Origin of the sequence: Nonomuraea sp. ATR24, from assembly GCF_041950485.1 — a bacterium.
GTDB lineage: Bacteria > Actinomycetota > Actinomycetes > Streptosporangiales > Streptosporangiaceae > Nonomuraea > Nonomuraea ceibae.
The window spans coordinates 178,958-197,630 of sequence record NZ_JBGNUU010000001.1 but is presented as its reverse complement, the minus strand read 5'-3'; the positions used below and the strand labels follow the sequence as shown (position 1 = coordinate 197,630).

General features: G+C 73.5%; 18 protein-coding genes and 1 riboswitch. Of the genes, 11 read left to right on the top strand and 7 right to left on the bottom strand.

The window, feature by feature from the left end:
* The first annotated feature begins 51 nt into the window (after window positions 1–51).
* The 7 genes from ACBI99_RS00935 to ACBI99_RS00905 all read left to right on the top strand — a co-directional run bounded on the left by ACBI99_RS00935 (window position 52) and on the right by ACBI99_RS00905 (window position 9,491).
* On the top strand, window positions 52–1,188 hold the full coding sequence (locus ACBI99_RS00935; RefSeq protein WP_375071444.1) for a hypothetical protein: 1,137 nt from the start codon (window positions 52–54) through the stop codon (window positions 1,186–1,188).
* Complete coding sequence (locus ACBI99_RS00930; protein WP_375071443.1) at window positions 1,185–2,456, top strand: hypothetical protein; 1,272 nt, start codon at window positions 1,185–1,187, stop codon at window positions 2,454–2,456. Before ACBI99_RS00935 ends, ACBI99_RS00930 begins: the two co-directional genes overlap by 4 nt.
* Window positions 2,453–2,839 carry a hypothetical protein gene (locus ACBI99_RS00925; protein ID WP_375071442.1) on the top strand — a complete coding sequence of 129 codons (387 nt, stop codon included), beginning with the start codon at window positions 2,453–2,455 and terminating at the stop codon, window positions 2,837–2,839. The genes ACBI99_RS00930 and ACBI99_RS00925 overlap by 4 nt, the downstream gene beginning before the upstream one ends.
* A 72-nt stretch (window positions 2,840–2,911) precedes the next feature.
* Complete coding sequence (locus tag ACBI99_RS00920) at window positions 2,912–4,699, top strand: ATP-binding protein (RefSeq protein WP_375071441.1); 1,788 nt, start codon at window positions 2,912–2,914, stop codon at window positions 4,697–4,699.
* Window positions 4,700–4,714: 15 nt separating this feature from the next.
* Window positions 4,715–5,854: an exonuclease SbcCD subunit D gene (locus ACBI99_RS00915; protein ID WP_375071440.1), complete on the top strand. Its 1,140-nt coding sequence runs from the start codon at window positions 4,715–4,717 to the stop codon at window positions 5,852–5,854.
* Entirely contained in the window at window positions 5,854–8,550 is a 2,697-nt protein-coding gene (locus ACBI99_RS00910) for an AAA family ATPase (RefSeq protein ID WP_375071439.1), read from the top strand. Before ACBI99_RS00915 ends, ACBI99_RS00910 begins: the two co-directional genes overlap by 1 nt.
* Window positions 8,547–9,491: a hypothetical protein gene (locus ACBI99_RS00905; protein ID WP_375071438.1), complete on the top strand. Its 945-nt coding sequence runs from the start codon at window positions 8,547–8,549 to the stop codon at window positions 9,489–9,491. Before ACBI99_RS00910 ends, ACBI99_RS00905 begins: the two co-directional genes overlap by 4 nt.
* A 5-nt stretch (window positions 9,492–9,496) precedes the next feature.
* On the opposite strand, the gene ACBI99_RS00900 is transcribed toward ACBI99_RS00905, so the two are convergent.
* Window positions 9,497–10,465, bottom strand: coding sequence for a rod shape-determining protein (locus ACBI99_RS00900; protein WP_375071437.1), 969 nt, complete (start codon window positions 10,463–10,465; stop codon window positions 9,497–9,499).
* Between the two features lie 43 nt (window positions 10,466–10,508).
* Window positions 10,509–10,952 carry a CBS domain-containing protein gene (locus ACBI99_RS00895; RefSeq protein WP_219513741.1) on the bottom strand — a complete coding sequence of 148 codons (444 nt, stop codon included), beginning with the start codon at window positions 10,950–10,952 and terminating at the stop codon, window positions 10,509–10,511.
* 95 nt (window positions 10,953–11,047) lie between these two features.
* Between ACBI99_RS00895 and ACBI99_RS00890 the strand changes: the two genes are divergently transcribed.
* The 3 genes from ACBI99_RS00890 to ACBI99_RS00880 all read left to right on the top strand — a co-directional run bounded on the left by ACBI99_RS00890 (window position 11,048) and on the right by ACBI99_RS00880 (window position 13,488).
* Window positions 11,048–11,248, top strand: a complete 201-nt coding sequence (locus tag ACBI99_RS00890; RefSeq protein ID WP_219513739.1) for a DUF5302 domain-containing protein — start codon at window positions 11,048–11,050, stop codon at window positions 11,246–11,248.
* A gap of 166 nt (window positions 11,249–11,414) precedes the next feature.
* A riboswitch (cyclic di-AMP (ydaO/yuaA leader) is annotated at window positions 11,415–11,546 on the top strand.
* A gap of 168 nt (window positions 11,547–11,714) precedes the next feature.
* Window positions 11,715–12,509 (top strand): hypothetical protein, encoded by a 795-nt coding sequence (locus ACBI99_RS00885; RefSeq protein WP_246646451.1) that lies wholly within the window; start codon window positions 11,715–11,717, stop codon window positions 12,507–12,509.
* A gap of 130 nt (window positions 12,510–12,639) precedes the next feature.
* On the top strand, window positions 12,640–13,488 hold the full coding sequence (locus ACBI99_RS00880; protein WP_375071436.1) for an alpha/beta fold hydrolase: 849 nt from the start codon (window positions 12,640–12,642) through the stop codon (window positions 13,486–13,488).
* Window positions 13,489–13,532: 44 nt separating this feature from the next.
* Here the strand turns inward: ACBI99_RS00880 and ACBI99_RS00875 are convergent, their stop codons facing one another.
* From ACBI99_RS00875 to ACBI99_RS00860, 4 genes are all read right to left on the bottom strand, one after another.
* Entirely contained in the window at window positions 13,533–13,904 is a 372-nt protein-coding gene (locus ACBI99_RS00875) for a hypothetical protein (protein WP_357585559.1), read from the bottom strand.
* Between the two features lie 42 nt (window positions 13,905–13,946).
* A complete protein-coding gene (locus tag ACBI99_RS00870; protein WP_357585561.1) occupies window positions 13,947–14,726 on the bottom strand; it encodes a hypothetical protein in 780 nt (259 codons plus the stop codon).
* 4 nt (window positions 14,727–14,730) lie between these two features.
* Complete coding sequence (locus ACBI99_RS00865; RefSeq protein ID WP_219513725.1) at window positions 14,731–15,108, bottom strand: roadblock/LC7 domain-containing protein; 378 nt, start codon at window positions 15,106–15,108, stop codon at window positions 14,731–14,733.
* Between the two features lie 111 nt (window positions 15,109–15,219).
* Window positions 15,220–16,434 (bottom strand): DUF4032 domain-containing protein, encoded by a 1,215-nt coding sequence (locus ACBI99_RS00860; protein ID WP_219513719.1) that lies wholly within the window; start codon window positions 16,432–16,434, stop codon window positions 15,220–15,222.
* Window positions 16,435–16,456: 22 nt separating this feature from the next.
* Here ACBI99_RS00860 and ACBI99_RS00855 point away from each other — a divergent pair, with 22 nt between their 5' ends.
* Window positions 16,457–18,043 (top strand): DUF885 domain-containing protein, encoded by a 1,587-nt coding sequence (locus ACBI99_RS00855; protein ID WP_357585565.1) that lies wholly within the window; start codon window positions 16,457–16,459, stop codon window positions 18,041–18,043.
* Here ACBI99_RS00855 and ACBI99_RS00850 read toward each other — a convergent pair.
* The gene (locus ACBI99_RS00850) at window positions 18,015–18,647 is read right to left on the bottom strand and encodes a class II aldolase/adducin family protein (protein WP_375071435.1); all 633 of its coding nucleotides are present in this window, start codon (window positions 18,645–18,647) and stop codon (window positions 18,015–18,017) included. The two genes, ACBI99_RS00855 and ACBI99_RS00850, sit on opposite strands and share 29 nt — an antisense overlap.
* Between the last annotated feature and the right edge of the window lie 26 nt (window positions 18,648–18,673).

Here is an 18,673-nt window from a genome sequence, read left to right as displayed (position 1 = left end):
TCCCGTCTGACACGATCTCCGCGCTCGGTGGACGGGAGAAGGGGGCAACAGATGGCCACGACGAACGCCGGCATCAGGCGATTACTGGCGGACTCCGGAGAGGCCCGCACCTGGGTATCGCCCCGGACGGACCTGGTCACGGCGCTGCTCGGCGTCTGGTTCGGCGTCGGGCTGATGATCGACGCCTGGGCCCACACCCAGCTCTCGGCCGAGCTGGAGACGTTCTTCACCCCCTGGCACGCGGTGTTCTACTCGGGGTTCGCGGCGGTGTCCGCCTGGCTCATCTGGCAGGTGCTCCGCAACACCCGCACCGGGCGGCAAGGGGTGGCCGCGGTGCCGATGGGCTACCTGGCCGGGCTGGTGGCGGTGCCCGCGTTCGCCGCGTTCGGGTTCGCCGACATGATGTGGCACACGGTGCTCGGCATCGAGACCTCGCTCGACATCCTGTTCAGCCCCTCGCATCTCGGGCTCATCGTGACGATGCTGCTCATCATCACCACCCCGCTCCGCTCGGCCTGGAAGGCGCCGGACGTGGGGGACCGGCCGTCGCTCGGGCGGCTGCTGCCCGCGCTGATCGGGCTGGCGTTCGCGACCACGCTCGTGTCGCTGTTCCTGTCGTACGGCGACGCGATGCAGTGGGACGGCGAGAGCGTCGTGGCCGCCTTCTCCAACGAGGAGATGCCCGGCCACCTGGCCGCGTCGATGGTCATGACCAACGTGATCATGCTGGCTCCGGTGCTGCTGCTCGTGCGCCGCTGGGAGCTGCCGTTCGGCAGCATGACCGTGATGTACGGGATCGCCGTCCTGATGCCGGGCGCGCAGACGGCGTTCGGCAACGTGCCGATCCTGCTCTCGTTCGTGGCGGCCGGGCTGGCCGGCGACGTGCTGATCCGGTTGCTGCGTCCCTCGGCGCGGCGGCGGGGCGCCTACTGGGCGTTCGCCGGGCTGTCGGCGTTCGTGACCTGGTCGCTGTACATGGGGGTGGCCTCGGCGGTGGCCGGGCGGCTGCCCACGGTGCCCGAGCTGTGGACCGGCTCGCCCATCGTCGCCGGGCTGGTCGGCCTGGCGCTCGGCGCGCTGTTCCTGCCCAACGCCGCCGGCGACGACCCCGCCGGTCACAATCCCGCCGGCCACAATGCCGCCGGTGACAGTCCCGCCGCGTCCCGTCCCGGCGTCGCGCGAGGATGATCAGGGCGTTCCTGCTCGCCGCCGTCCTGGTGGTGGTGTTCGCCGCTCCGGCCGCCGCGCACAACGTCACGGCCGGGGCGGACCTGCGGATCGCGCAGACGATCGCGGGCGCCGAGGTCACGCTGGTGATCAAGGGGACGTCGCGCGTGCCCGGCCCGCTGCGCATCGGCGTCGTCGCCTACGAGCGCGCCGACGGGCTGCAGGTGAGCCTGGAGGTCCGCTCGCTGACCGGTGGCCACACGGTCACGGGCACGGCACGGGCCGCGGCGGAGCCCGCGTACACCGAGCTCAGGGTCGAGGAGACGGGCCCGCACCAGCTCACGCTGCGCGCCGGGAGCGCGGTCGCGGTGGTGCCGTTCCGCGTCCTGGTGGAGCGCGGGTCGGCGGGGGACTTCCTCGTCTACGGCGGGCTGTTCGCGGCCGGGCTGCTGCTGGTGGGCGGCCTGCTCACCGGCGCGACCTCGCGGCGCGGCCCGGCGATGCTGCTGTCCGCCGGAGCCGCGGCCGGGGTGACGGTGGCGGCCATGGTCGTCGTCTTCGAGCCGATGCTGCCGCCCGGCCCGCCCGACGGCGCCGCCCCGACCGCCACCGCCCAGCCGGCGGGCGGCCGCCCGTTCGCGCAGGCGCGGATGGAGACCGCCCCGGCCCGCCCGGCCCCGGGTCAGGAGTTCACGCTGCGCGTCGACCTCACCGACGGCTCCACCGGCAGGCCGGTCGACGACCTCGTCTCCCACCACGAGGCGCTCGCCCACGTGGTCGTGACCAGCGAGGACGGCCGCTACTTCCGCCACGTCCACCCGCTGCGCACCGCCCCGGGCCGCCTGGAGGTCAGGCTGCGCGCCGACCGCCCCGGCCGCTACCTCGCCTACGCCGAGCTGGAACGCGAGGACTCCGGCGGCCAGCTCCTCACCGGAGGTTTCGCCGTCGAGGGGGAACCGGCGGCCGCCGCCGTCGAGGAGACCGTCGCCCCCACGCTGCGGCCCGCCGCCCCGGTCGCGGGCCGCCCGGCGACGATCGAGCTGCCCGCCGAGGGCCGGGTGCGGCCCTGGCTCGGCATGGCCGGCCACCTGATCGTACGGAACCAGGACGGATCATTCCTCGGCCACGTCCACGAGATGGGCACGGCCGGGAACCGCCTCCGCTTCACCTTCAGCTTCCCCCGCCCGGGACGGTACCTGGCCTGGGCCCAGCACGCCACGGACGGCCGCATCGTGACCATGCCCTTCACCGTCGACGTGACCGGACCCGGATCGGCGTCCGCCGGATGAGACGCCTGATCGCCCTCGCCGCGCTCCTGGCGGCCGCCGCCGCGCTCTTCGTCGCCGGCCGGGCCCTGGGCGCCGAGCCGCTGACTCTGACCATCGCCGGCTCCCGCTACACCGCCACCGTCGTGATCGACCCGCCCAGGACCGGGGCCGTCGTCGTCGAGACGCGCGTGACCTCGGGCGACGCGGACGGCCTCGCCCTATCGGCGGTCATGCCCGACATGGGCCACGCCATGCCCGAGCTCAGCGCGGCGGAACGGGAGCCGGGCCGGTTCGTCGCCGAGGGCGAGCTGTTCACCATGTCCGGCGTGTGGGACGTGTCCATCCGCCTGACCGGCCCGGCGGGAGAAGAGACCCTCACCGCGAAGGCCCTCATCAGCGGCTAGCCCGGCCGTCCCGGCCAGGCCGGACGCCGAAGCTGTCCGTCATAGTCGGTGGCGCCGGTTACGCTGCGGTGGATGACGACGGTGGGGGTGGAGAGACACGTGACGGTCAACGGGGTGACGAGCGCCGCGGTGGCGGTCCCGGCAGGCGAAGCGGTCGGCCGGGTGCTCGGCACGCAGTCGGCCTCACCGCTGTCGTTCTGGATCGGGCTGGAGCCCGGCAAGGTCGTCCAGCTCGACGACGTGGTCGTGACCAGGCGCGAGGTGCCCGGCCACGGGCCGGTCCTGATGGCGGGCGTGGTCAGCACCGTCGAGGCCCGCCACGAGGGCGCCGCCTACGACTCCGACGTGTTCCTCATCGCCGACGGCGCGCTGCCCGCCGCCGTCGTCGAGGTCGCCGAGGTGCGCGTCACCCGGGTCGAGCCCGAGGTGTTCGTGCCGCCGCTGCCCGGCGCGCAGGTCTACCTCGCCGGCGCCGGCGACCGCGACCAGGCGCTCTACTTCGACGTGATGGACCGCCGCATCCCCATCGGCACCGGCCGCGACGGCCAGCCGCTGTACGTGAACTTCGACTTCCTCGACGGCACCCGCGGCGCCCACGTGTCGATCTCCGGCGTGTCCGGCGTGGCGACCAAGACCTCGTTCGCCACGTTCATGCTCTACTCGATCTTCAACTCGGGCGTGCTCGGCGGCGAGGCGGCCAACACCAAGGCGCTGATCTTCTCCGTCAAGGGCGAGGACCTGCTCTTCCTCGACCACGACAACAGCCGCCTCGACGAGGCCGCCCGCAGCGTCTACGGGCGGCTCGGGCTGCCCGCCAGGCCCTTCTCCAGCGTCCACGTCTTCGCCCCGCCCCGGCCCGGCGACCCCAACGGCGTCCCCCACGTCTCCGCCCGCACCCAGGGGGTCAGCTCGTTCTTCTGGACCCTGGTGGAGTTCTGCCAGGAGGAGCTGCTGCGGTTCGTCTTCGCAGACGCCGACGACGAGCGCGCCGGCTACTCGCTGCTCGTCGGCCAGGTCGCCGCCCGGCTGCACTCCTGGGCCGAGCCCGTCGGCGACGGCGGGGCGGTCCGCATCAGGGGCACCGCCTGCCGCACCTTCTCCGACCTGGTCGAGCTGCTGTCCGACCAGCTCCAGGACGAGGCCTCCCGTCACGAGTGGACCGGCGCGACCACGCCCCTCGGCACCGTCAACGCCTTCCTGCGCCGCCTGCGCAGCGCCGTACGCCCCCTGTCGCCCATCGTCCGCGGCGACCTGCCGTTCTTCCGCGCCCACACCATCCGCACCTCCGACGCCCAGGTGTCCATCGTCGACCTGCACAACCTGCCCGAGCGGGCGCAGCGGTTCGTGGTCGGCGTGGTGCTGCGCGGCGAGTTCCACCGCAAGGAGTCGTCCGGCACCGCCAAGCCGCTGCTGTTCGTGGTGCTCGACGAGCTCAACAAGTACGCCCCGCGCGAGGGCGAGTCGCCCATCAAGGAGATCCTGCTCGACGTCGCCGAGCGCGGCCGCAGCCTCGGCGTCATCCTCATCGGAGCCCAGCAGACCGCCTCCGAGGTCGAACGCCGCATCGTCGCCAACAGCGCCGTGCGCGTCGCCGGCCGCCTCGACTCCGCCGAGGCCACCAGGTCCGAGTACGGCTGGCTGCCCCCGGCCGTGCGCGAGCGCGCCACGATCGCCAAACCCGGCACCATGTTCGTGGCCCAGCCGGAGATCCCGGTGCCGCTGGCCGTCGCGTTCCCCTTCCCCGCCTGGGCCACCCGGCCGTCCGAGGCGGTGGCCGTGACGAGATCCGGGGCCCCCGCGACCCCGGCGGACCCGTTCCAGGGGCTGCCCGGCCCCGAAGACGACATCCCGCCGTTCTGACGAGGAGGTGACCACGTGAAGATCCTGCACACCGCCGACTGGCACGTGGGCAAGGTGCTCAAAGGCCGCTCGCGCGCCGACGAGCACCGGCAGGTGCTGCGCGAGCTGGTCGCCACCGCCCGCGCCGAGGACGTCGACGCCGTCATCGTCGCCGGCGACCTGTTCGACACCTCCGCGCCCACCCCCGAGGCGCAGTCGCTGGTGCTGCCCGCCCTCATGGCGCTGCGCGAGGACGGCCGCGACGTGGTGGTGCTGGCCGGAAACCACGACAGCGCGCCGCTGTTCGAGGTCTACCGGCCGGTGCTCGGCGCGCTCGGCCTGCACGTCGTGGGCGCCTTCCGCCGCCCCGACGCCGGGGGCACGCTCTCCTTCACCGCGCGCTCCGGCGAGCCGGTGCGGCTGGCCGTGCTGCCCTTCCTGTCCCACCGCTACGTGGTGCGCGCCGCCGAGGTGCTCACCGGCACCGCCGCCGAGCACAACCGCGACTACGCCGCCCGCATCGGCGAGCTCATCGGCGCGCTCACCGCGAGCTTCACCGGCGACACCGTCAACCTGATCACCACCCACGGCACCCTGCCCGGCGGCCGGTTCGGCGGCGGCGAACGCGAAGCCCAGTCGATCTTCTCCTACTACTTCGAGCCGACCGCCTTCCCGCCCGCCACCCAGTACGCCGCCCTCGGCCACCTGCACCGCCGCCAGCAGATCCCCGGACCCTGCCCGATCTGGTACAGCGGCTCGCCCATCGCTGTCGACTTCGGCGAGGAGGGCAACGAGCCCGGCGCGCTGCTCGTCGACGTCGCCCCCGGCCGCCCCGCCGTGGTCCGCGAGATCGCCTTCCCCGGCGCCCGCCGGCTCCGCACCGTACGGGGCACGCTGGAACAGCTGGAGACCGTCGAGGCGGGCGACGACTGGCTCAAGGTGGTCGTCGAGGAGAAACCCCGCGTCGGCCTCGCCGACCAGGTGCGCGAACTGCTGCCCGGCGCCGTCGACGTGGTGATCGACGAACGGTTCCGGCCCGTGCACGCCGTACGCAGGCCGGGCTCCGCCGCCCGCAGCCCGCGCGAGCTGTTCCGCGCCTACCTCGCCGACTCCGGGCGCGAGGACGAGCGCGTGGCCACCCTGTTCGACCGCCTGCACGACGAGGTGACCGGCTGATGCGACCCCTGCTGCTGCACGTCGAAGGCTTCGGCAGCTTCCGCGGCGCGACCGAGATCTCCTTCGCCGACACCGACTACTTCGCCCTCGTCGGCCCCACCGGCGCGGGCAAGAGCACGATCATCGACGCCCTCTGCTTCGCCCTGTACGGGACGGTCCCGCGCTGGGGCAAGGAGAACGTGATCGCCCACGCCCTCGCCCCCTCCGCCGCCGCCGGCAAGGTCGGCCTCGTCTTCGAAAGCGGCGGCCGCCGCTACGGCGTCGTGCGCGCCCTGGTCCGCGACAGCAAGGGCACCGTGCGCACCAAGGAGGCCAGGCTCGACGAGCTGACCCCCGGCGCCACCGGCTTCGACGAGGTCGCCAGGCCCGTCGCCGAAGGCGAGAACGTCACCACCGAGGTCCAGCGCGTCACCGGGCTCGAATACCGGTTCTTCACCCAGTGCGTGGTGCTGCCCCAGGGCCGCTTCGCCGAGTTCCTGCACGCCGCCCCCCGCGAACGCCAGGACCTGCTCGTCCAGCTGCTCGACGCCGACGTCTACGACCGCATCCGGCAGCGCGCGGCGGCCGAGGAGGAGCAGGCCAGGCAGGCGGCCACCTTCGCCCGCAACCAGCTCGCCAAGCTGTCCGGCGCCACCGACGAGGCCGAGCGCGAGGCGCAGGAGCGCGCAGGCTCGCTGCGCGCGCTCGCCGACGGCATCGGCGCCGACCTGGAGCTGCTGCGCGCCAGGGACACCGAACACCAGCGCACCCGCGAGGCGCTCGCCGCGCTCACCGACCGCATCACCGCGCTCCGCTCGCTCACCATGCCGCCCGAGGTGCCCACCCTCGCCGCCACCGCCCGCGAGGCCGCCGACGCCGTCACCGCGCTGGAGGCCGAGGCCGCCACGCTCGCCGCCGACGAACAGGCCGCCGAGGCGGCGCTCGCCGGCCTGGGCGACCGCGCCGCGTTCGTCGCCGCGCTGGCCGCCCTCGACGCCCTCGACCGCGCCGAACGGGCCGCCGCCGCCGCGCACGCCACCGCCGCCGAGACGGCCGCCCGCGTCCCCGCGCTCGCCGCCCGCCTCGCCGAGGCCCGCGACCGGCTCGCCGCCGCCGAGACCGCCCGCGACCGGCTCCGCGACGCCCACGCGGGCGCCGGGCTCGCCGCCCGCCTGACGGCCGGCGACCCCTGCCCCGTCTGCCTGCGCCCCGTCACCGACCCGCCCAGCCACGGCGCCCTGTCCGACCTCGGTACGGCCGAGCGCGCCGTGTCCATCGCCCGCGGCGACGCCGACCAGGCGCGGGCCGAGCACGGCAAGGCCGAGACGTCCGCCGCGATGCTCGCCGACCAGGCCGCCCGCCTCGACGCCGACCTCGCCCACCACCGCGCCGCCTGCGCCGCCGCCCTCCACCCCCTCCGCCCCTACGGCCTCCCCACCCCCACCAACCCCGACGGAACCACCGCGTCCGGTGGAGCCTCCGCGTCCGGCGGGGTGGCCTCCCCGGAGGGCGCCCGCCCCGTAGGCGGGGCCGCCCCTTCGGGCGGTGCCGGCCTGGGGTCCGACGCCGCCACCCCAGAGGACGCCGCCCCTTCCGGTGGGGCGGTCTCTTCGGGGGGTGGCCGGTCCGTACGGGGTGCCGTCCCTGTGGAGGGTTCACGGGCGCCGCGTGGCGACGTGGTCCGGGGGTTCACCGAGGCGCGGCTGGCCGACATGGGGAAGGCGGAGAAGGTGGCCGCGGAGGCGCGGGCGGCGGCGCGGGGCTGCCGGACCCGGCTGGAGCAGGCACGGACGCGCGCGGTGCGGGCGGCGCGGCAGGGCGAGGACGCCTGGCGCGCCCTGGAGGCCGCCCGGGACCGGCTGCTCACGCTGGGCGGGCACGCGGAGGCGCCGCCACCGGTGGACCGGGCCGATCTGCATCACGCCTGGAGCGACCTGATCGAGTGGCGCAACCAGGCGGGCATCGCCACCCGGGTGGTCGTCGACGAGACGGAGCGGGCCCTGGCCGAGCTGGCGGCCAGGCGTGACGCCGAACGGGCCGCGCTCCTCGACCGCCTCACCGCCCACGGCGTCCCCGTACCGGGAGGTGGGGCCGGGGGACCGGACCAGCTCGCCGCCGCGGTGGCGGCGGCCGTGACCAGGTCGGAGGCGGCGCTGGAGCGCATCCGCGAGGACCGCGCGAAGGTGGCCGAGCTGACCGCGGAGGTGACCGAGCACGACCAGGCGGCCCAGGTGGCGCACGAGCTGGACCTGCGGCTGCGCGCCAACGCGTTCGAGCGCTGGCTGTGCGCCGAGGCGCTGGCGCTGCTGGTCGCCACCGCGTCCGACACGTTGCGGGAGCTGTCCGACGGGCAGTACGAGCTCGTTCTGGGCAGCCGCAGCGAGATCGAGGTGATCGACCACGCGGAGGCGGGGATGCGGCGCAGCGCCCGCACGCTGTCGGGCGGCGAGACGTTTCAGGCGGCGCTGGCGCTGGCCCTGGCGCTGTCGGGCACGGTCGCCCGCGGGCTGGAGTCGATCTTCCTGGACGAGGGCTTCGGCACCCTGGACCCCGCCACGCTCGACACGGTGGCCACCACGCTCGAACGGCTCGCCTCGGGCCAGGAGCGCATGGTGGGCGTCGTCACGCACGTCCCGGCGCTGGCGGAGCGCGTCCCCGTGCGGTTCGAGGTCAGCCGCGACACCGAGGGCTCGCACGTGCGCCGGGTGGGCCCATGACCGGGTTCACCGTCGACCCGTGGGATCCGGGCTACGCGGCGGCGCTGGCCGTGGAGGCCCTGTCGGAGCTGGGGACGACGAGCGCCGAGCTGATCCTGGACGTCGAGCGCCCGGCGGCCGACTGGAAGCCCGTCCGGCCGGGCCCCGGCGTGGACGCGCCCGACACGCTGCTGGTGGCCGACGGGGTGCGGCGGATCGACGCGCGCGTGTGGGTGTCGGACGCCGACGCGCCGATGCCGCTGCCGGGCATCGCGGCCTCGTTCGCGGCGGGCATCGTCCGCTGCGGGCCGGGTGGCGCGGATCTGGCGGCGATCGAGATCGGCCGTTCGCTGATCAGCGCGTCGCCGTACGCGCCGGAGGTCAAGACGGCGCACGCCGTCTACCGGCCCGGGCGGGCGGCCGACTCCAGCATGGAGGAGCTGTCGCTGGCGCTCCAGCGCCAGGTGACCCAGCTGGAGGTGGACCTGGCCGTCCGGCACCGGGCCGGCACGAGTGACCTGCTGCTGGTCGACGGGCCGTTGCGCGGGCGCAGCCATCTGCCCAACACGGTCGGCTACATCAAGACCCACCACACCGCCTACCTGCCGCCGCCGCAGTCGGCGGTCGTGTCGGCGCTCGCGCCGGGGGAGCGCACGCCGGTGTTCCTCATGGGGACGAGCTGGCGGCGGCACGCCTGGTACGTCCGGCTTCCGGTGCGGTCCTCGACCCCGTGGGCGGGGATCGCGCGGTGCGAGGCGAGCGCCGAGCTGGAGCCCGCCCAGGTGACGCGGCTGGCCGACGAGCTCACGCTGGCGCTGCCGCCGCTGGCGGGCGTCGACTACAAGGACCCGCGCGCCCCGCAGAACCTCGTCCCGATCGGCGGCCTGGAGAAGCTGCTGCGCCACCATCTGGGCGACCCGCGCCTGCTCTACCGGGCGTTGCGCACGGCCTCCCAGGAGTAGACCGCCTAGGGCGTGCGTCCGGGCCACCGGCGGTCGACGTAGCGGGCCAGGCCCAGGGCGACGGTCTCGACCGGCTGGTCGGCGCGGCGGACCGGGATGGCCAGGGCGGTGCGCAGCCGCCGGGCCAGGCCGCGCAGCAGGGAGCCGCCGCCCGCGAGGGTGGCGCCGCGCTCGCCGAGGTCGGCGGCCAGTTCGGGCGGGCAGTGCTCCACGGCGCGGGCGGCGGCCCGGACGATCGCGTCGACCGGCTGCCTGGTCGCCTCGTAGAGGTCGTGCACCGGGACCGTGACCACGCGCTCGCACCCGGTCTCGGGGTCGTGGCCGTGGACGAGGACCTGGCGGTGCAGCGGCTTCCAGGCGGTGCCGGCGTCGCGTTTGACGGCCTCGGCCTCGCTCTCGCTGATGAGGATGCCGTGCCGGTGTTCGACGAGGCGGGCGATGGCGCGGTTCATGTCGTCGCCGCCGACGCCGGCGGACGCGGCCGTCACCACGTCGCCGCCCGCCAGGACGGCGATCCTGGTGAGGCCGGGGCCGATGTCGACGACCATCGCGCCGGCGGGCTCGTCCAGCGCCACTCCGGCCCCGAGGGCCACGGCCAGCGCGTGCGGCACGAGGACCACGCCGCGCGCGTCGGCCTCGTACGCCAGGTCGCCGAGGGTCCGCGCGACGATCGGCGAGCAGCCGTCGGGCAGGGCCATGACCAGGCGCGGCCTGGTGAACTTGTGCACCCTGTGCACGAAGTGGCGGATGAGGAGCCGGGCCAGCTCGGGGTCTCCCGGCATACCGCCGCGCACCGGCCAGCAGGTGTCGCCGCAGCAGACGGCCTGGGCGCCGAACCTGACGGCCCGGCCCGTCTCGGGACTTCGCGCGACGGCCGTGGGCTCGTTGAGCACGATGCCCCGGCCTCGTGCGTGGATCTGGGTGCTGACACTGCCGAGATCGATCGCGAGATCCCGGCCGAGCGGGCTCACCATGACCGGAATCTGCCCGGCATCGGGTCAAGGCAACACCAAGGAGCTAGTGCGGCAGCGACTGGCCCATCAGCGCCTGGAGCGTGACGCCGCCCAGCAGGGCGCCGTCGTCGACGACGGCGACGAGCGGGCTGTGCGTGCGGGCCATGAGCGCGGCCAGCTCCAGCAGGGTGGCGTCGCCGTCGGCGATGGGCAGCTCGCGCGGCTGCTCGGGCAGGGTCTCGCGGACCGTGCGCTCGCCGAGGCCGCGCATGAACGCGTCGGCGTGCTCCTCGTCGACGACCCTGGCCAGGGCGGGGTCGTCGAGGCAGTAGCGGGGGACGGCCAGGCGCAGCACCTGGGTGCCGGGCAGGATCGTGCGCGGACGGCCGTCGTCGTCGAGCACGATGAGCCCCGGCAGCCCGTGCTCGGCCAGCAGCCGGGCGGCGTCGGCCGCGCGGGTGTCGAGCGTCACGGTCGGGAAGTCGCTGACGAGATCGCGTGCGCGCACAGGCTCACCCTAACCGCTGGGCGGCCGTCCCGGTTTCGCGCCGTGTGGGCGATCGTGCGAAGCTGTGTACGTCCCTCAACACCAGGAGGTCCTCCATGGCGGAAACACCGGAGCCGGAAGTCAGCGAGACTCCCGAGGACGAGATGAAGCGCAAGTTCCGCGAGGCGCTGGAGCGCAAGCGCAACCAGGCCGCGGGCACGAGCGCGGGTGGCAGGGGCGCCGACGCCGCGAAGATTCACGGGGCACACGGGCCGGCTGCCAGCAAGCGATCTTTCAGGCGCAAGAGCGGCGGCTGAGATCCTGGCGTTTCAGGGGGGTACGGCAATGCCGTGCCCCCCTTTTCTTGACCCTCCTAGGTAGATCTTCGCCTGATTCATGGTGTTACCTTTGCGTTTGTCCGGTTTGGCATATACATTGGGTGGCGTTACCAGGTGGTGACCTAGCCCTTCACCAGGAAGAGGCGGCCACCTGGCGCCGAATCCCTCACGGGAACCGGGGACCCAACTTCTGGGGTGAATCCGGCCCTCGCGGCCGGTAGGGCATCTCCACGCCCGAACCCGTCAGCTAACCCGGTAGGCGAGATGGAGAGGACACCCTACCTGTGATGTACCGCTGCGTCGTACCCCCAGCCCGCGCCCACTGAGCGGCACCACTTCCCCGAACTTCTCGCGCTCCGCGTAGCGACCGTTTGGCGTTCTGCCCGGCTACGCCCTTCTGAGTGAGCGCTTTTCCCCATTGCCTAACAGAGGACTTTACTTTTTCATGTCTGCTCGTATCGGCATGCGTTCCTTCGCCCTGCTCACCGCCACCGCCGCCGGCGCCCTCGCCTTCGGGGCCGGCGCCGCCCACGCCGACGTCGACGAGAGCCAGAAGGTGCTGCTGAAGGGCGCGACCACCGCGTCCTACTTCTGGGACGACTCCTCCGGCCGCGCCGGTGACACGGGTCTGCCCGCCAGTGGCAAGCCCATGCAGAAGGGCCTGGCCGCCAGCCCGAGCTGGCCGCTGATGACCGAGGGCTACGTCGTCTACAAGGGCAAGAAGATGCCCTTCTTCGTGGGTGACCGCGGTCCCGGCAACCCGTCCAACAACGGCATCATGCTCGACCTGGACGCCAAGACGTTCGCCGAGCTGACCGGCGGCAAGTTCAACTCCAGCACGCTGATGGTCGACGGCAACGGCGGCAAGGGCCACATCGAGGTCCAGTACGTCATCACCAAGTGGGGCGACGGCGTGGGCAAGAAGAACCACCCCGTGGCCTTCTCGACCGGCGCCTGGTCGCGCGTGGACCGCAACCCGGCGCAGCCGCCGACCATCCTGGCGGAGAAGAAGACCGAGGAGAACAAGCCCCGCGTCGAGGCTCCCGGCAGCGGCGGCGTCGCCCCGGCCGCGTACACCGCGAGCGAGCGCCCCGCGGGCGGCGGCTCCAAGCCCGCCGCCGCGGCGGCCGGCGAGGAGACCGGTGGCGTCGGCGGCGCCGTGCTGGCCGGCGGTCTCGCCCTGGCCGGTGGCGGCGTGATCCTCGGCCGCGACCGTCTCCGCAAGCTGATGGGCCGCTGACCCTGACGGGCAGCTGACCCAGCAAGGAGCTCAGGCGTCCGAGCCGTCCCCCGGCCGGGCGCCTGAGCCTTCCGCATGGGAGGCCGGGCGTGCTTTACGCGGGACGAATTAGAAGGTAATTCTAGTATCCGTGACCACCCACGCCTCGGCGAACGGCATCGACCTCGCCTACGAGAGCTTCGGCTCACCTGACGGGCGCCCGCTCCTGCTCATCATGGGGCTGGGCGCCCAGCTCATCCACTGGGACGACGACCTCTGCACGGCCCTGGCCGACCAGGGGCATCACGTCCTCCGGTTCGACAACCGCGACGCCGGTCTGTCCACGCACTTCCACGAGGCGGGCGTGCCCGACTTCCGGGGCGCCGCCCCGTACCTGCTGGACGACATGGCCGACGACGCCGCCGGGCTCATGGACGCGCTCGGCTGGCCCGCGGCGCACGTCATGGGCGCGTCGATGGGCGGCATGATCGCCCAGACGCTGGCCGTCCGCCATCCGGAACGGGTGCTCACCCTCACCTCGATCATGTCGACCACCGGCCCCGCGGTCGCCCCGCCGACCGAGGCCGCGGGCGCGGTGCTGTTCGGCGCGCCGCCGGCCGACCGGGAGGCGGTCCTGGCGCAGGCGCTCAAGACCTGGTCGGTGATCGGCTCGCCGGGCTACGAGATGGACCGCGAGCGCGTCCTGCGGCTGGCCGGCCTGGCCTTCGACCGCTGCTTCGACCCGCCGGGCACGGCCCGCCAGCTCGCCGCGATCATGGCCTCCGGCGACCGCACCGAGGGCCTGGCGGCCGTCAAGGTGCCGACGCTGGTCGTGCACGGCGAGGACGACCAGCTCGTCCCGGTCGAGGGCGGGCGCGCCACGGCGGCGGCCATCGAGGGGGCCGAGCTGCTGACGTTCCCCGGCATGGGGCACGACCTTCCCCGCCCGCTCTGGCCCGAGATCGTCGCCGCCGTGACGCGGCTCACCTCCCGCGTGTGACGGTGGCTCGTGCCCGCCGCGCCCCGGGCACGAGCCACCGGGTCTCAGACCTCCAGCTTCTCCTCGATGGCCCGGAGCTGGTGCCTGGCCAGGGCCAGATTGGCCCGGCTCCGGTCGAGGGCCAGGTAGAGGAACAGGCCCTTGCCGCCGCGCCCGGTCAGCGGCCGGATGATGTGATACTGGCCGCTGAGCGAGATGAGGATGTCCTCGATCGCGTCCTTGAGCCCGAGCGAGTCCATCGTGCGCAGCTTGGCCTTGACGACCTCGGTGTTGCCGGCCGCCGCCACCTGGAGGTCCAGGTCCTTGGAGCCGCCGAGCGTGCCCAGCGCCATGCCGCTGCCGTGGTCGACGATCGCCGCGCCGATCGAGCCGTCGATCGTCATCATCTCCTTGAGCGAGATGTCCATGCCGGCCATGTCGTCCTCCGTTCGTTGTGATCGTCCCGGCGTGAGCGATCCTCACGCCAGTTCTTCCAGCGCCTTCCTCAGCCGCAGCAGCAGGGCCACGTCCACCTGCTGCCTGGGCTCCGCGGGCTCTGCGGCGTCCTGCGGGCCCGGTTTCGGCAGCCGCTTGGCGCGTCTGGGCAGGGCGGCCCGCTCGTCGGGGAGCAGCAGCCCGGCCGCGGCCAGCCGCCGCACCGCGAGCATGACCGCGTAGCCCGTCCGGCCCAGCCGCCTGGCCAGGTCGAGCGGCGTGGCCTCCTGATCGGCGGCGACCACGACCTCCCACTGCACGTCGGTGAGCGTCACGCCCTGCCCGCGCAGCCGGGGTGAGACCCGTACCGGTGCGGTGTCGACGGCGGCGTCGGGCCAGACGCTCGCCAGGTGGGCGCGGCGGCGCGCGCACTCGCGCACCAGCCCCGCCACGTCGAAGTACCAGCGCCCGCCCAGCCAGTGCCGCTCGCCCGGCCGGAACTTCGGCCGCGGCCCCGCCGCGGGCAGCAGGAAGAACGCCGCGTCCAGCACCGCGCCGAGCACGCAGTACTGCAGCTCGCCGAGCGTGACCGGTCCCTCCCGCAGCAGCCGCTCGCACCCGCCGTCGGCCTGCGTGCGCCGCAGCGCGGCCTCCGACACGCGCCCCCGGGAGGCGAGCAGCCGCTCGGCGCCCGGCGTGCGGGCGCATTCCATGTACGTGATCCGCCCGGCGTCGAGGTAGATCGTGCCGGCCCGGCCGACCCGCAGCGCGCCCGTGGAGCGTTCGCGGGCCAGCCCGGCCAGGTGCGTGTCCAGGGGCGGCATGCCGTCACGCCAGCAGTTCGGCGGAGATGGCGCGCAGCCGGTGCCGCGCCAGGGCGATGTTCGCGCGTTCCAGGTCCAGCCGGACGTAGATCACCAGCGGCCCGTCGAAGAGCGTGTCCAGCGGACGCAGCAGGTGGTGGCCCTTGTCCGTGGTGATGAGCACGTCCTCGACGCGCACGGTGTCGCCCGGGCAGGCGCGCGCCAGCCCGTCGACGGTGGCGCGCAGCGTCTCCGTCAGCGCGGCGGCGGACTTCTCCGCGTCCGCGCCGGGCGGGAAGGCGCTGGCGGCCACCGCCATGCCGCTCGTGTGGTCCACGAGCATCGCGTCCAGCGCTCCCGGTATCGCCATGACCTCGGTCAGGCAGCCGTCCAGTCCCAGCACGCGATCAGCTTAGGGAGAGCGGACTGACAGCAATTTCCACAAGATAAGGATCTATATGGCCCGGAGTAAGAAAAACCCAACCGCGACGGATTTATCGTGCCATTGTGGAATTTAATTCATATTCGGAGTCTCGTCCGGCAGTAAAGCCTTCTCGTCAGGCTTGAACACCAGCACGTTGTCCACGTACGACTTGACCGCCGCCGCCAGCCCGACGTCGCCCCCCTCGGCCTCCGACAGGTACCAGCGGTGGTCCAGGATCTCGTGGAAGAGCTGGGCGGTCTCCAGCTTGCCGCGCAGCTCGGCGGGGATGGCCGCGAGCGTGGGCTGGAACACCTCGGCCAGCCACCGGTGCGCCACGATGGCCTCGTCCTCGTGCCGCAGCCCCTTGGCCACGCGGAACCCGTCGAGGTCGTTGAGCAGCCGCCGCGCCTGGTTCTCCTCGGCGTCCAGGCCGGTCAGCCGGAGCAGCCGCCGCTGGTGGTGACCGGCGTCGACGACCTTGGGACGGACGATGAGCCGCCCGGTGCCGACCTTGCGCCGGACCATCATCTCGGCCACGTCGAAGCCGAGCAGGTTGAGCCGCCGGATGCGCTGCTCGACGCGGTGCCAGTCGACCTCCTCGATGATCTCGTCCTGGGTGATCTCCGCCCACAGCCGGTGATAGCGGTTGACCACGTCCTCGGCGGTCTCCATCGGGTCGATCGACGGGTGCAGCAGCCCGCCGGCCTCCAGGTCGAGCATCTCGCCGAAGATGTTCGTGTGCGCCGCGTCGATGTCGCCGAGCCGCTGGCCCTCGCTGATCATCGGGTGCATCTCGCCGGTCTCCGCGTCGACCAGGTAGGCGGCGAACGCGCCCGCGTCCCGGCGGAACAGCGTGTTGGACAGCGAGCAGTCGCCCCAGAAGAACCCGTTCAGGTGCAGCCGCACCAGCAGCACCGCGAGCGCGTCCAGCAGCCGGGTGAGCGTGTCGGGCCGCAGCGTGCCGGACATGACGGCCCGGTAGGGGAGCGAGAACTGCAGGTGCCGGGTGATCAGCGCCGCGTCCAGCCCCTCGTCGCGGCCGGTGACGTACGCGACGGGCTCGACGGCGGGGGCGTCGAGCCGGGCCAGGTCCCACAGGAGCTGGTACTCGCGCTTGGCGTAGCGCTCGCTGATCTCCTTGATCGCGTACACCTTGCCGGAGAGCCGGGCGAAGCGCACCACGTGCCGCGAGATGCCGCGCGGGAGGTCGACGAGATGGTGCTGGGGCCACTGTTCGAGGGGAAGCTCCCAGGGGAGCCTGATCAGGTCGGGATCGCCTAGCGCGCCGGTGATCTGAAGGGGCATTTGTTCAGGATATTGTGCGCTGGTGGACGACTTTCTCAATTGGTACTTTTCCGGACGTCCGGTCGTCGCCAGCACCCTCGGGGCCGACGGCTACGACCACACGCTCGGCGACTTCACCGCCGAGGCTTTCACCGCCCGCGAACGCGAGCAGGTGCTCTGGCTGCAGCGCCTGCGCACCCGCGAGGCGGCCACCCTGGACGACGCGATCGACCGCGACCTGGTCCTGTCCCACCTGAGAGGGTCCATCGCCCTGGCCAACTGGGCCGAGTGGCGCCGCGACCCCGCCGCCTACCTGGCGCCGGTCTTCTCCTCCTTCTTCACGCCCTTCCAGCAGCGGCTCAAGCCCGAGCCCGAGCTGGTGGCCGCGGCGATCTCCCGGCTGGCCGAGGTGCCCGGCGTGCTCGCCGCCTGCCGCGCCAACCTCGACCCCGTCCTGGCCGCGCCCCTGCTCGTCGAGCGCGGGCTCAAGCAGGCGCGCACCGGCCGCGCGTTCCTCACCGAGACCGTCCCCGGCATGGTCGCCGACCCCGACCTGCGCGCCAAGCTGGCCGACGCCGCCGCCCCGGCCGCCGACGCCTTCGACGACCTCGTCGCCTTCCTCGACGGCTTCTCCTGCGGCGGCACCTGGCGCATGGGCGAGCACCTCTACAGCACGCTGCTGCGCGAGCGCGAACTGCTCGGCTACGGCGCCGCCGAGCTGCACGAGAAGGGCAAGGCCGCCTGGGACTCCCTCGACGAGCGGATGCGCGAGGTGTCGGTGCGCGTCAACGGCTCCCAGGACTGGCGGGCCGCCATGGAGACGCTGATGGACGACCACCCGGCGACCCTGGAGGAGATGCGCGCCGAGTACGAGGCCGAGACGCTGCGCGCCCGCGACTTCGTCCGCGACCGCGACCTCGTCACCTTCCCCGAGGGCGAGGAGTGCCTGGTCCTGCCGTCGGCCGTCTACAGCCGCCCCGTCCTGTCGGTGGCCCACTACCTGGCCCCGCCGCCCCTCACCAGCTCACGCACCGGCGTCTTCTTCGTCCCGTACACGCCCGACGGGTTCACCCCCGAGCAGGTACGGCAGCGCCTGCGGACCAACAGCCGGGCCCAGATGCCCTCGATCGCCGTGCACGAGGCGTACCCGGGGCACCACTGGCACCTGTCGCACATGGCGGCCAACCCGCGCGCGGTGCGCAAGGTGTTCAGGACGCCGTACTTCAGCGAGGGGTGGGCGCTCTACGTCGAGAAGCTGCTGCACGAGCAGGGCTACTTCGACACGCCCGCGACCGAGCTGGCCCACCTCGACTGCCGGATCTTCCGCGCCGCCCGCATCGTCGTCGACACCGCGCTGCACTGCGACGACATGACGATCGAGCAGGCCGAGACGTTCATGGCCACCAAGGCGTCGCTGTCGCCCGGCACCGCCCAGGGCGAGGTCAACCGCTACTGCGCCTGGCCCACGCAGGCGCCGTCCTACCTGACCGGGGCGATCGAGATCGACCGCATCCGGGAGTCGTACCAGGGGTCGCTGAAGTCCTTCCACGACCGGATCGCGGGCTCCGGCGGGCTGCCGCTGGGGCTGGCGGAGATCGCGGCTAACGGCGCGGGAACCGCGGCGGGTTGAGCGCGCGCTCGACCACGGCGGCGAGCTGGTCCTCGGTGAGGACGGCGGGCCTGCCCACGCCGAGGCCGCGCACGTAGACCTCGCACAGCCACTCCAGCAGGCGGGCCGCCTCGAACGCCTCCTCCAGGGTCGCGCCGATGGTCACGCCGCCGTGGTTGGCCATCAGTGCGGCCCGCTTGCCCGCCAGCGCCTCGCGCACGCCGGCGGCCAGCTCGGGCGTGCCGTAGGTGGCGTACGGGGCGACCTTGACCGTGCCGCCGAGCGTCAGGGCGTTGTAGTGCACCGGCGGCAGCTCGGTCATCGTCGTGGCCACCACGGTGCCGAACATCGAGTGGGTGTGGACGACGGCCCGCGCGTCGGTCGTCTCGTAGATCGCCAGGTGCATGGGCGTCTCGGAGGACGGCTGCAGCTCGCCCTCCAGCAGGAATCCCTCGACGTCGACGACCGGGCACATGTCGGGGGTGAGCCGGTCGAGCGCCGCTCCGGACGGCGTCACCGCGACCCGGTCGCCTTCGCGCACACTCAGGTTGCCCGACGTGCCGATGACCAGGCCGAGCTCGACGGCCCTGCGGCCGTAGGCGCACAGCTCCTCGCGCAGGTTCATGCCCGGCAACCTAGTCGGTCGTCCGA